Annotated in this window: 11 protein-coding genes; 5 read left to right on the top strand and 6 right to left on the bottom strand. The window is 58.6% G+C overall.

Going from position 1 to position 13,008, the window contains the following annotated elements; all coding sequences use genetic code 11:
* Positions 1-3: 3 nt before the first annotated feature.
* The gene (locus GTU67_RS09365; protein WP_185779813.1) at positions 4-1,482 is read left to right on the top strand and encodes a sensor domain-containing diguanylate cyclase; all 1,479 of its coding nucleotides are present in this window, start codon (positions 4-6) and stop codon (positions 1,480-1,482) included.
* Here the strand turns inward: GTU67_RS09365 and GTU67_RS09360 are convergent.
* The gene (locus GTU67_RS09360; protein WP_185779812.1) at positions 1,479-2,684 is read right to left on the bottom strand and encodes an MFS transporter; all 1,206 of its coding nucleotides are present in this window, start codon (positions 2,682-2,684) and stop codon (positions 1,479-1,481) included. The genes GTU67_RS09365 and GTU67_RS09360 overlap by 4 nt on opposite strands.
* Positions 2,685-2,853: 169 nt before the next feature.
* Here GTU67_RS09360 and GTU67_RS09355 point away from each other — a divergent pair, with 169 nt between their 5' ends.
* The gene (locus GTU67_RS09355; RefSeq protein ID WP_185779811.1) at positions 2,854-4,305 is read left to right on the top strand and encodes an aldehyde dehydrogenase; all 1,452 of its coding nucleotides are present in this window, start codon (positions 2,854-2,856) and stop codon (positions 4,303-4,305) included.
* A 79-nt stretch (positions 4,306-4,384) separates the two neighbouring features.
* Here GTU67_RS09355 and GTU67_RS09350 read toward each other — a convergent pair whose 3' ends face one another.
* From GTU67_RS09350 to GTU67_RS09340, 3 genes are all read right to left on the bottom strand, one after another.
* Positions 4,385-5,056 carry a YiaD family glycine zipper/OmpA-like lipoprotein gene (locus GTU67_RS09350; RefSeq protein ID WP_185779810.1) on the bottom strand — a complete coding sequence of 224 codons (672 nt, stop codon included), beginning with the start codon at positions 5,054-5,056 and terminating at the stop codon, positions 4,385-4,387.
* An 88-nt stretch (positions 5,057-5,144) separates the two neighbouring features.
* Positions 5,145-6,167, bottom strand: coding sequence for an amino acid ABC transporter permease (locus GTU67_RS09345; RefSeq protein ID WP_185779809.1), 1,023 nt, complete (start codon positions 6,165-6,167; stop codon positions 5,145-5,147).
* The gene (locus GTU67_RS09340) at positions 6,164-7,180 is read right to left on the bottom strand and encodes an amino acid ABC transporter permease (protein WP_185779808.1); all 1,017 of its coding nucleotides are present in this window, start codon (positions 7,178-7,180) and stop codon (positions 6,164-6,166) included. The genes GTU67_RS09345 and GTU67_RS09340 overlap by 4 nt, the downstream gene beginning before the upstream one ends.
* Positions 7,181-7,290: 110 nt before the next feature.
* Between GTU67_RS09340 and GTU67_RS09335 the strand changes: the two genes are divergently transcribed.
* From GTU67_RS09335 to mutY, 3 genes are read left to right on the top strand one after another with little or no spacing between them, the layout of a single operon-like run.
* Positions 7,291-7,962: a cell division ATP-binding protein FtsE gene (locus GTU67_RS09335; protein ID WP_185779807.1), complete on the top strand. Its 672-nt coding sequence runs from the start codon at positions 7,291-7,293 to the stop codon at positions 7,960-7,962.
* Positions 7,959-8,867: a cell division protein FtsX gene (locus GTU67_RS09330; RefSeq protein WP_185779806.1), complete on the top strand. Its 909-nt coding sequence runs from the start codon at positions 7,959-7,961 to the stop codon at positions 8,865-8,867. Before GTU67_RS09335 ends, GTU67_RS09330 begins: the two co-directional genes overlap by 4 nt.
* Positions 8,868-9,986 (top strand): A/G-specific adenine glycosylase, encoded by a 1,119-nt coding sequence (gene mutY / locus GTU67_RS09325; protein ID WP_185779805.1) that lies wholly within the window; start codon positions 8,868-8,870, stop codon positions 9,984-9,986.
* Here the strand turns inward: mutY and rodA are convergent.
* Entirely contained in the window at positions 9,955-11,094 is a 1,140-nt protein-coding gene (gene rodA, locus GTU67_RS09320) for a rod shape-determining protein RodA (RefSeq protein ID WP_185779804.1), read from the bottom strand. The two genes, mutY and rodA, sit on opposite strands and share 32 nt — an antisense overlap.
* A complete protein-coding gene (gene mrdA / locus GTU67_RS09315; protein ID WP_185779803.1) occupies positions 11,091-13,004 on the bottom strand; it encodes a penicillin-binding protein 2 in 1,914 nt (637 codons plus the stop codon). The genes rodA and mrdA overlap by 4 nt, the downstream gene beginning before the upstream one ends.
* Between the last annotated feature and the right edge of the window lie 4 nt (positions 13,005-13,008).

Genomic DNA, 13,008 nt, shown 5'->3' with positions numbered 1-13,008 from the left:
TTCATGCAGCCAGGCAATACACAAAACAGCCACGCCGATACCTGGGGCACCACCTTGCCCGCCTTTTTCGAGATCATGCCCAACTCGCTATGGCTCGAAGATTACAGCCAGCTATTCGAGCTTTTCGCCCAATGGCGGGCAAACGGCGTGTCCGACCTGCGCGCATACCTCGAGGCCGACGTCAGTCGCGTCGCGGCCTGCTCAGCCTGCATCAAGGTTTTGCTGGTCAACCAAAAAACACTAAACATGTTCAAGGCGTCATCGTTCGACGAGCTGGCCGGCAGGCTGGGCGAGGTACTGCGCGACGACATGCTTGAAGCCCATATCGACGAACTCGAACAACTTTGGGCGGGCAACGAGCAATTCGAGAGCAAAAGCGTTAACTACACCCTTGAAGGCGAACGCCTTGACGTACTGATCAAGGCCGTTGTACTGCCCGACCACGAAAAGCGCTGGGACCGCGTTCTGGTATCGCTGGACAACATTACCGCACTCGAAGTCGCCCACGAGCAAGTCGCCAAACAAGAGCGTTATGCCACCGGCATTTTCGAGTACGCGCCGGTATCGCTATGGGTCGAAGATTTTTCGCGCATCAAGGCGCTGCTCGACGAAGTCCGCGAACGCGGCATTACCGACTTTCGTACCTTTACCGATGTCCATCCCGACTTCGTTGAGCAATGCATGGCCGAGATCCGGGTACTGGACGTCAACCAGTACACCCTGGATATGTTCAAAGCCGACAGCAAGCCAGACTTGCTCGTTCATTTGCCCGACATCTTCCGCGACGAGATGCTGCCTCACTTTCGCGAACAGCTCATCGACCTGTGGGAAGGCAAGCTGTTTATACAGCGCGAAGTGCTTAATTACGCGCTCGACGGCACCCCCCTGAATATCCACCTGCAGTTTTCGGTGTTTGCCGGGCACGAAGCCTCATGGGACCTGGTCTTACTGGCATTGACAGACATTACCGCGCGCAAGAAAGCAGAAGCTTATCTTGAATACCTGGGCAAACACGACGTACTCACCAAGCTCAAGAACCGGGCGTTCTTTGTCGACGAACTTAACCGGGTCGAACGTAAAGGGCCTTTCCCCGCGACTGTGGTCATGATAGACCTGAACAACCTGAAAGACGCTAACGATACCCACGGGCACGCGGCCGGCGACGCGCTGCTGCGCCGGGCAGGCGAGGTATTGGCCCAGGCCGCCGGCAAGAGTTTTCATGCCATGCGCATTGGCGGCGACGAGTTTGCCATCATCATGCCGGGCGCCACCGAAGAAGAGCGCGAACTGTTGCTTGAAAGTATTGAACAACTGATTGAACTGAACAACCAGTTTTATTCCGGGCCGCCGCTGCAAATGGCAATTGGCTGGGCGCTATGCCAAAAAGGCGAACGTATCGAAGCCGCCCTGCGCGAAGCCGACCGCATTATGTACGAAGACAAAAGAAAGTTTCACGAACGGCGGAAAGTCGGCCGCGGTTAAGCGCGTTGGTGCAACACCAACGCCGATACCGTCAGTAGCGCCAGCAATACTGCCGTTATGGCGCTATACGAAAAAATGGCCGATGCCAGACCAATGCGGTCGGCCAGCAAGCCCAGCGCCACAACAGGCACCGATGCGCCAGTGTAGGTAAACAAGAAAAACGTCGATATATTGGCCGAACGCCGATGCTCGTCGGCGTACTGCCCGACAATCATGGCCGAATACATAAAGCCAAAGCCCTGCCCGACACCAAACGTGACCATGCTGAAAATCAGCACCCACACATTATGCGAGATCATGCCTGCAATAAGGGCCAGCACGCTTAGGGCAAACGCAAACATGCCCAAAGCCTGGCCCACAAAGGGCGCATGCCGGGTTTGCGTCATTTGAACCGCCAGCGAGGCCACGGACATAAACAAAAAGGCCACCCCAACCACCAAAGGCCCTTGCCAGTCGAGCTCGAGGGCGGGCAATAAAGACGGCACCAGCGACGCAAACATGCAACCCACCGCAAACGTAAAAAACCCGCCAATACACCCTTGCAAAAAAGGAACACGCCGACCGGCCCCGGGAAGTGCCACTTTGGGTAACACCGACAGCGGCGCACGTGCCCCCACCGGCCCCGCCAACTGATGACGCGAGCGCAACACAACAAAAAGCGTTAGCACAGCAAGCACCAGCACAAATACGTAGGGCAGCACCAGCGGATACACATTGAACTGACCAATCACACCGCCCAGCACCGGCCCCAACCCGAAACTGACCGTCACTGCCGTTGAGTTAACAACAGCGGCTTTGCGTTTGTCGCGATCGGGGTGCGACTCGCCCATGGCCAGCGCAGCAGTGGTCATCAGCATGCCGTTGCCTATGCCAATCAGCACCCGGGCGGCCAACAGCATGGGCACTCCGGGCGCCAGCATCGACATGACCAAGCCCACAATGAGCGTCACCAGTGCCGTCACAACAACAGGAAAGCGTCCAAATGTATCGGAAACCCGACCGAAACACAGCAAACTAGCGAGTACACATGCCATATACGCGCTAAACACATAGCTTAATTGGCTGGGCGGGATATCCCAGGCTTGCTCGTACAACGGGTACAGCGGCGTAGGCAGGGAGCTGGTTGCAAAGCACAAGGCAACCGTTGCAGTCACCCCGGCAAACCCGCCCCAACGATTCAGCAACAATGTCAGAAAGTGCATGTGTACATCCGAAAATAGGCTGTACCGATTATAGAGACCCCGAGCCAATTGCCAAGCCAACAATTGAGATTGAAGAGTTACACTTGAAAGGTCGCGAAGCATCAGAGGCCTGCCCGGCAGAGTGCGGCCCTTGGCTTCACGCCCATACCACCCATTACGGAGTCCCCTTATGACCACCATCTCACTGTTAATCAATGGCAAGAAGCAGGCGGCAAGCAACGGCGCAACCTTCGAACGTAAAAACCCGCTTGATGGCAGCGTGGCAACCACTGCCCCCGCCGCCACCGTCGACGATGCCATTGCCGCCGTCGAAGCCGCATCGCGCGCGTTTCCGGCATGGGCCGCCATGGGCCCCGGCGAGCGTCGCGGTCTGTTGCTCAAGGCCGCAAAGGCCCTCGAGGCCCGTACCGACGACTTCATCAAAGCGGTCGCCGAAGAAACCGGCGCGTCTGCCATGTGGGCCGGCTTCAATGTTCATTTAGCCGCCAACATGCTCATCGAAGCAGCCTCGCTCACCACTCAAATCAGTGGCGAGGTCATCCCCTCCGATGTACCCGGCAACCTGGCCATGGCCGTGCGTCAGCCTGCAGGCGTTGTGTTGGGCATGGCGCCCTGGAACGCACCCGTCATTTTAGGTACCCGGGCCATTGCCGTGCCATTGGCCTGCGGCAACACCGTTGTCATGAAAGGCTCTGAACTTTGCCCGGCCACGCACGGCCTCATCATCGAAGCCCTTCAAGAAGCGGGTCTGCCCGAAGGCGTCGTCAACTTTGTCACCAACGCACCCGCCGACGCCGGCCCCATCGTCGAGGCCATGATCGCGCATCCGGCCGTTCGCCGTGTCAACTTTACCGGCTCGACACGTGTGGGCCGCATCATTGCGATGGCCTGCGCCAAGTACCTTAAACCCGTCGTCCTCGAGCTGGGCGGTAAAGCGCCGCTGGTTATCCTCGACGATGCCGACATCGAAGATGCCGTCAATGGCGCTGCATTTGGTGCGTTCGCCAACTCAGGGCAAATCTGCATGTCGACCGAGCGCATTATTGTCGACCAAAAAATCGCCGACGAGTTTGTGGCCAAACTTACCGAAAAAGCCCGCAACCTGCCCCTGGGCGACCCGCGCAAAGGCCCCGTCGTCTTGGGCTCGGTTGTCGACATGTCGACGGTCGAACGTTGTAACGCCATGATTGACGATGCGCTGGCCAAGGGTGGCAAGCTGCTGTGCGGCGGCAAAGCCACCGACACCCTCATCCCCGCTACGCTCATCGACAATGTCACGCCCGACATGAAAATCTACAGCGAAGAGTCTTTCGGTCCGGTAAAGGGCATCGTCCGGGTCGACGGTGTTGAAGAGGCCATCCGCGTGGCCAACGACAGCGAATACGGGTTGTCGTCGGCTGTATTTGGCAAAGACGTCGCCCGCGCCTGGCAAGTGGCCACGCGCATTCAGTCGGGTATTTGCCACATTAACGGCCCCACCGTTCACGACGAAGCCCAAATGCCGTTTGGCGGCGTCAAAGACAGCGGCATCGGCCGCTTCGGCGGCAAAGCAGGCATCGATGCCTTCACCGAGTTGCGTTGGGTATCGATGCAAACCACCCCGCGCCACTACCCGTTCTAAGCCTTAACGGGCGGCGCAAAAACAAACCGCCCCGCAATTACGCGGGGCGGTTTGTTTTGTAAAGGCGCTACCGACCCGGCTAGCGTACTGCGTACAAGAAAAGCTCGACGCGCCGGTTCATGGCACGACCTTCAACCGTAGTGTTGTCAGCAATAGGGTTGCTGGGGCCGCGGCCTTCAGACATCAGGCGTGTGCCCGAAATGCCCCGTGCGGCAATGTAGTCGGTTACCGCACGCGCCCGATTTACAGACAGCGTCTGGTTTACCTGCGCGGTACCTGTGCTGTCGGTGTAGCCGATAGCTTTGGCCCGCAATTCGGGATGCTGCGTCAGGGCACGTGCAACGCTGTCGAGTACCGGCAGCAATTCGGGCTTGAGCGCATACTTGCCTGTGTCGAATGACACATGGCTGGGGATCAGGACCTTAAGTGTGCCATCGGGCATTTCGACAACATCAACCCCAAGGCTGGTGGCGCCCGACTGCTGGACGTCGTTTTTGATGCCTGCCCAGTTGTAGCCGGCAACAGCACCGGCCACAGCGCCAATACCGGCGCCAATGAGGGCCGCTTTACTGCTGTCACCGATAATAGCGCCCAACCCGGCGCCCACGGCAGCGCCCGCGCCCGCGCCGGCCGCCGTGCGGCCACCCTGGCTCATGCCACCCATGGTGTCGTTGACTGCGGCGCAACCCGTAAGCAGCGCTGCAATCCCCACCCCTGCAATCACACGATTCAATCGCATAGACACGTTCATATTGTTCTCCTTTTTGACAGGACGAACACGCCCTGATCGCTTTTTATACTACCAAGGCTGAAGCAATCGCGTTGTTACAATTTTATTCTCAGGGCTGCCAGCGCCGTTCCAGCGTTCGGCTGTAGCGCGACATGGCATAGCAGAACACGAAATAAATGGCCGCGATAAACAGGTAGGCCTCGGTGCTGAAACCTTGCCACTGGGCATCGGCCAACGCCGTTTTAGCGGCCTGGGTCAGGTCGAACACGCCAATAACAACCACCAGCGAGGTATCTTTAAACAAAGAAATGAAAATGCCCACCAACGGCCCGACAACGGTGCCAAGCGCCTGCGGCAAAATAATCGTGTTCATTTTTTGCCAATACCCCAGCCCCAACGAATCGGCCGCGGCATATTGGCCGGGTGGCACCGCCTGCAAGCCGCCCCGCACCGTCTCGGCAATGTAGGCCGCCACAAACAATACAATGGCTAATTGCGCGCGCAACAGTTTGTCGATGGTGATACCTTCGGGCAAGAACAAGGGCAACATCACAGATGCCATGAACAAAAGGCTAATCAGCGGCACACCGCGAATCAGTTCGATATAGGTCACGCACAACACGCGTACCGCGGGCATGTCGCTCGCGCGCCCCAGGGCCAGCAATACACCTAACGGAAACGCAAGACCGACACCAAAAACCGCCAAAACAAGCGTTAACGGCAAACCGCCCCACAACCGGTTCTCGACCCAGCTCAGGCCAAACACCCCGCCCCACATCAACACGCCAACAAGCGCCAGGGCAACCAGCCATACCAGCGCCAGCCATTTGCGCCAGAATGCGCGCACACAGCTGAAAGCCACCAAGCCAACCAGCAGAACACTGGCCAGCAATGGCCGCCATTGCTCGTCGTACGGATACACGCCAAAAAGGATAAGGCGATATTTATGCGCAATAAACGACCAGCACGCCCCGCCAGCCTCGCGGCACCCCTGCGCATCGGTTGCGCCAAAACTGGCGCTTAACCACAGCCAATCGAGCGCGGGAGGCACCAGCGCCAGCAAAAGCCCCGCACACAACACCGTCAGTACGGTATTGAACGGACTGGCGACAAGCAGGCGCAACCGGCTCATCGGCCCGCCACCCGCGCCAGGCGGCGGTTATACATGTTCATCAGAACAGAGATGGACAAACTGACGCTAAGATACGCCGCCATGATGATCAACACCCCCTCGATAGCCTGCCCCGTCTGGTTGATGGTGGTGTTGACTATCGAGACGATGTCCGGGTAGCCAATCGCCACCGCCAGCGAACTGTTTTTGGTCAGGTTAAGGTACTGGCTGGTCATGGGGGGAACCATAATGCGCAAGGCCTGGGGCAACACCACCAGCCTTAACACCTGGCGATCCGACAACCCCAAAGCCCGGCCGGCCGCCCACTGCCCCTTGCCCACCGCCTGTATGCCCGAGCGCACGATTTCGGCGACGAAGGCCGAGGTATACAACACCAGGCCCAGCAACAACGCCAGAAACTCGGGGCTAACGGTGATGCCGCCTGCAAAATTAAACCCTTGCAGCACCGGCATACCAAGACTAAGGGTATCGAAGTCGAAGGCGGGCAACACCAACCCCCGGTTCGACAAGAACACGCCGGGCAAAACGGCAATGGCCTGGCGCGGGCCAGGCGCCGCTTCGGTAATCAGGGCATACCAGAAGAACAACTGCAGCAATAGCGGCACATTGCGCATGGCCTCGATGTAGGTGCGCGCCAGCCAAGACAGCAACGGGTTGACCGCAAGGCGCGCCAGGCCGACAAGCAAGCCAAGTACTGTCGCCAACACGGCGCCCACCGCCGCAACCTTCAGCGTGTTCACCAACCCCACCAAAATAGCCCGCGCATAGGTATCGGCCGGGCGATAAGCCAGTAGCGACTCGCTAATGGCAAAGCCCGCTTCGCGGTGCAAAAAACCAAACCCCGTTGCCACATTACGGGCTTCGAGGTTGTTTAATGTGGTGACAACAAGATAGGCACAGGCCGACACCAGGCCGGCCACCAGCAGCACCTGATAGACCAACGCGCGAAACCGTGCGTTGTGCCAGGACACAAAGCCTTTGAGCGTATTGAACCGAAAAGACGACACAGCCATTAAAAATCAGCACCGATTAGGAAATTGCCGATGGGCACAATATCATATTCACTTAGAATACCCGGATTACCCAACGGGTCGGATCAACAGGTTACCCATCGCTGTTCACCATGATCGAGTTTCAGCACGTTTTCAAGTCTTACGGTCGCAGCCGGAACATCCTGGCCGACATCAATTTTCGCGTTGATGCAGGCGAGTTTGTATTCGTCTCGGGGCCATCGGGTGCAGGTAAATCTACCCTGCTCAAACTCATTGGCGGGCTCGAACCCCCCAGCCGCGGCAGCATCATCGTCAATAACCACCGTATCGACAAAATGCCCAACCGGGCCCGGCCTTACCTGCGGCGGGCAGTTGGCGTTATTTTGCAAGACACCCACCTGCTATTCGACCGCTCCGTCATGGCCAATGTGCTCCTGCCCCTTACCGTAGTCGGGCTGGAACAGTCCCAGGCGGTTGCGCGCGCCCGCGCCGCCCTCGAAAAGGTCGGGCTGTCGGGCAAAGAAGACCTGAACCCCATTGAAATGTCGGGTGGCGAACAGCAGCGTCTGGCCATCGCCCGGGCCATCGTCAACCGCCCCGCCATCCTTATTGCCGACGAACCTACCGCCAACCTCGACCACGACAGCGCTACGCGCATTATGGACGTTTTCCGCGACTTCAACCGGGTGGGCGTCACCACCCTGATCGCTTCCCACGACACCGGTTTGATGGCGGCTTACGCCAACCGCACCCTGCAAATTACCGCCGGCCGTTTTGCCGACTTTAAAGGGGTCATGGCATGAGGCGCTGGTTAAGACAACATCGTTACGCATTGGCTGTCGCCCTCAGAAGGCTCTGGCTGCATCCGTTCTCGTCGGTCGCCAACTTGCTGGTTATTGCGCTGACACTGGCGTTACCCCTATTGGGCGCAAGCTTTCTGGCCGCGGCACAGCCCGTCGTCAAACAAGTGTCCATTTCGCCCGAAATCACCTTGTTCATGGCTACCGATGCCCCGCGCGGGGCCACCGAGTCCGTCGCCAAAACGCTGGCCGACAACTACCAAGATCACATCGAGGCCACACGCGTGGTGCCGCGCGAACAAGCGTTGGCCACCCTGAAACGCAACCCGAACTGGGCCGACGCGTTGGCCGTGTTGCCGGGCAACCCCTTGCCCGACGCCATTATCGTCACCCTGAAAAACACCGACGACCTAGCCGCAAAAACCGCCACACTAACCGCCGCCTGGAAGGCCCTGCCCGATGTGCACAGCGTACAGCACGACGCCAACTGGGTACAGCGCCTGGCCGCCATTCTTGACTTCGTTCGCATTGGCTTAGGCATGCTGGCCGCCGGTGTCGCCTTGGTTGTACTGGCTACCGTCTTTAATACCGTCCGCATGCAGGCGCTTACCCAGCGCGAAGAAATCGCCGTGGCCCGCCTGGTGGGCGCCACCGAGTCGTTCGTGCGGCGCCCGTTTTTGTATTTGGGTGCGCTCACCGGTGCCTTGGCCGGCGTTTGCGCCATTGGCATTGCCTGGCTTGCGCTGCACCCGCTTAACCAGGCCATCGCCAACCTGGCCAACAGTTACGGTACGCAAATCCGGCTGCAGTTGCCCGATGGCCTTTGGCTATTAACGGCAATTGTCGGTGTGGCCGTTTTGGCGGCGCTGTCGGCACGCTGGTCTGTGACCCGAAACACACGGTTCTGAATGTCGTCTTACCCCCGGCCTTACCCCGCACAGAACCCGTCGGCATTCGTAACCACCATCATCCAGTGGCAAAAGCAGCACGGGCGTCACCATCTGCCCTGGCAGAAAACGGGCGACGCCTACCGGATCTGGCTGTCCGAAATCATGCTGCAACAAACGCAGGTTTCGACGGTCATTGACTATTACCACCGTTTTCTCGTGCGCTTCCCGACATTGCAGGCTCTTGCCCAGGCCGATCAGGCGGATGTCATGCCCTATTGGGCGGGGCTGGGCTACTATGCGCGCGCACGCAACCTGCATAAATGCGCCCAGGCGGTGCAGGCTACCCATGGCGGGCGCTTTCCCGAGGACCCCGAGCTGATTGCCGCCTTGCCCGGTATTGGCCGGTCTACCGCAGGCGCCATTGCCGCGTTTGCCTATGGCGTACGCACGCCCATCATGGATGGCAACGTCAAGCGCGTGTTTACCCGCTACTTTGGCGTAACGGGCTACCCGGGCAACAGCGTCGTCGAAAAGACACTATGGGCCCTGGCCCATGACGTGCTCGACGCCGCGCCCGCCACGGTAGATATCGCCGCCTATACCCAAGGCCTGATGGACCTGGGCTCGGGCCCGTGCGCCCGCCGCAACCCGGCCTGCGAACAATGCCCGCTTTCGCACAGTTGCCACGCCCGCAAGCACGGGCTACAAAACCAGTTACCAACGCCAAAGCCCCGCGCCGAAGTCCCCCTCCGGTCGTGTCATATGCTGATCTTGCTGCACGATGACCATGTTTTCCTGGAACAACGGCCGGATTCAGGGATTTGGGGCGGCTTATGGAGCCTGCCGGAATTTGACGACCCGGAGGCACTTGCGTCGTACTGCGTGCAGCGTGGCGTTACCACGGCCCCGCAGCGCATGGGTGGGCTGCAGCATGTATTTACGCATTTCAAGCTTGACATCACGCCCTGGCAAGTCAATGCCCCAGGTGCTACAACCCGCGAAGCCGAACCACAAAAACAATGGTTTGCCCTGCAACAGTGGCCAACCCTGGCCCTGCCTGCCCCGGTCAAAAAAATAATTGCGGGGCTGGCGCAGCCGTCTTTGATTAGCGCGCCAGCTGAGCCCGATGCCGGCTGATACTCATTAGCAAACCACTGGCGACCCCAAGTGTCAGCAGCGCCGTCCCCCCATAACTCATGAAAGGCAACGGCACACCTACCACCGGCAAGATGCCGGTCACCATGCCAATGTTCACAAAAACATAAACAAAGAACATCATGGCCATGGCACCCGCCAGCAACCGGCCATACTGCGTGGTGGCCCAGGCCGAGATAAACAAGCCGCGCCCGATCAACAAGAAATACAGCACCAGCATCAAAATGCCGCCATACAGGCCAAACTCTTCGGCATACACAGCAAAAATAAAGTCGGTTGTACGTTCAGGGATGAAGTCCAGATGTGTCTGGGTGCCTTCCATATACCCTTTGCCATACACACCACCCGACCCGATAGCGATCATGGACTGGATGGTATGAAAGCCCTTGCCCAGGGGGTCGGAGCTGGGGTCGAGCAAGGTGCATACCCGGTTCTTCTGGTATTCGTGCAGCACCACCCAATCAAGGCCCGGCTGACAAATATCGTGCTCGAAGTAAATTAGCGCCGACAGCCCCACAACCAACGCAATACCTGCCGGCACCAGCAGCTTGAATGACAAGCCTGCAAAGTACATGACGAAAAAGCCCGACATTAACACCAGCAGCGCCGTGCCCAGGTCGGGTTGCTTGACGATAAGCACGAAAGGAATTGCCAGCAAAATGCCGGCCACGATGAAGTCGAGAAAACCGAACTTGCCCTCTTTGCGATGAAAGTACCAGGCCAGCATCATGGGCACGGTAATTTTCAGCATTTCGGAGGGTTGAATCCGCACAATACCCAGGTCGAGCCAACGGGTTGCCCCCTTGCTGGTTTCACCAAAAAATTCAACGCCCAGCAATAACACCACGCCAAACAAATAAAGCAGCGGTGTCAGGCGCATCAGGAACTTGGGCGGCGTCAACGCCACGACCCACATGGCAAAAAAAGCCAAGGCAAAGTTTCGGGCCTGATCGGCAAAACGCCAATCGGTGCCGCCAACGGCCGACTGCATGATCACCAGCCCAAGCACGCCCATGAGCACCAGAATGCACAGCAAAGGCCAGTCGAAGGCCAGAACCACACGCAACAGCCATTGCCCCAAACGTTTCATTGCCCCGCCCTCGCCGTCGCATTGTGGCGGTCGGCCCGCGCGTTTTCCTCGGGTGGTTCGGGCTTGACGTAATCGCGCAACCAGTAATCGAAGGCCTTGCGTGCGATGGGTGCGGCCACAGTTGACCCCCATCCGCCGTTCTCGACGATGAGCCCGATGGCAATCTTTGGATTTTCGGCCGGCGCATAGGCCATGAACAAGGCATGGTCGCGCAGTCGCTCGTCGATGGCCTCGGCGTTGTACTTGGCCCCGCGCAAACTGTAAACCTGGGCCGTACCGGTCTTCCCGGCCGCCTGATAGGGCGCCCCGGCGAACGCGCGGCGGGCCGTACCTTCGTTGACAACGCCGGCCAACGCCTTGGTAATCACCGCGAGGTTTTCAGGCTTAAGCGGTACTTTGTGCGACGGTTCGGTCACAGTCTTTTCAAGCAACCCGGTTTGCGCGTTACGCACCAGGTTAACCAGGTGGGGCGTCATGTAAACCCCGCCATTGGCCAGCACCGCCGTTGCCTGCGCCAGCTGCAACAAGGTAAACGAGTTGTACCCCTGCCCAACCGCTACAGACACCGTTTCGCCGGCATACCAGCGCTGTTGCTCGGGTTTGCGAAATGCCTGTCGCTTCCAGTCGGTTGACGGCAAGATCCCCTTTTTCTCGCCATCCAGGTCGATGCCCGTAATTTGCCCAAACCCGAATTGCCGACTGAAATCGTGCAAGGCGTTGACCCCCATTTCGGGGCCCAGCGAATAGAAATAGGTATCGGAGGACACCACCAACGCGCGATGAATATCGGTTGGCCCATAGGCGACCGACCCCGCATTACGGAAGCGCTGACCGCCAAACTCGAAGTAACCCGGGTCTGAAATACGCTGCGTCGGCGTGCGTAACCCCATCTCGAGCGCCGCGAGCGCAACAAACGGCTTATAAGTAGAGCCAATGGGGTAAGTACTGTACAGCGGGCGATTGATAAGCGGGTGATCGGGCGACTCGTTGAGTTCGCGCCAGTTGTCGACGTCGATACCATCAATGAACAGATTGGGATTGAACGAAGGCGCCGACACAAAGGCCAAAACCTCGCCGGTCTGGGGCTCGATGGCCACAAACGCGCCGCGTTTCCCTTTGTACTCATTTTCAATCAGCTGCTGCAGGCCAATGTCCAGCGACAACACCAGATCAGCCCCCGGAACAGGGTCGACGCGGCGCAGGGTTCGTACCGGCCGACCGGTTGCCGTAACCTCAACCTCTTCAAGCCCCGTCTGGCCATGCAGCACCGATTCCCAGGTTTTTTCTATACCCTTTTTACCGATGGTCTGGCTGCCTCGATAGTTGCCCAACTGGTCGGCCTCTTCAAGACGCTCGAGGTCGGCCTCGGAAATGCGCCCCACATACCCCAGCACATGGGCGGCGGTTTCGCCGTGCGGATACTCGCGCACCCAGCGCGCGCTAAGTTCGACGCCGTCAAACTTGTAGGCATGGGCGGCAAACCAGGAGGCTTCAGTTTCGTTGAGATTATTGCGTACGGGAATTTGCGCATACCGGCTGCTTTGCTGAGCCAACTGGAAAAACCGTTTACGCTGCGTGGGGCTGATATACACCAATGCAGAGAGGTTATCGAGTAGCTGGTCAAGATCTTTAACCTGGGCGGGCGTTACCACCAGCGTGTAATCGCGATAATTGCGAGCAAGCACAACACCGTTTCGGTCGAGGATTTCGCCGCGGCGGGGTGGTATAGGTACGACAGCGATACGGTTTGCATCGGCGCGGGCCGCCAACCCTTCGTAGCGTTCGACTTGCAAATGCCACAGGCGGGCAATCAGCAACCCGAAACACACCAGCACCAGCGCTGCGGCAATACAAAGACGCAGCAACAAACGGCGCTTTTGGGCTTGCGAGGTTTTCTTGAATTCGAACATGTGA

This window comes from Pusillimonas minor, assembly GCF_014237865.1.
Classification (GTDB): Bacteria; Pseudomonadota; Gammaproteobacteria; order Burkholderiales; family Burkholderiaceae_B; genus Neopusillimonas; species Neopusillimonas minor.
Note: the sequence above shows the minus strand (reverse complement) of the source record. Positions and strands in the feature narration are given on the sequence as shown.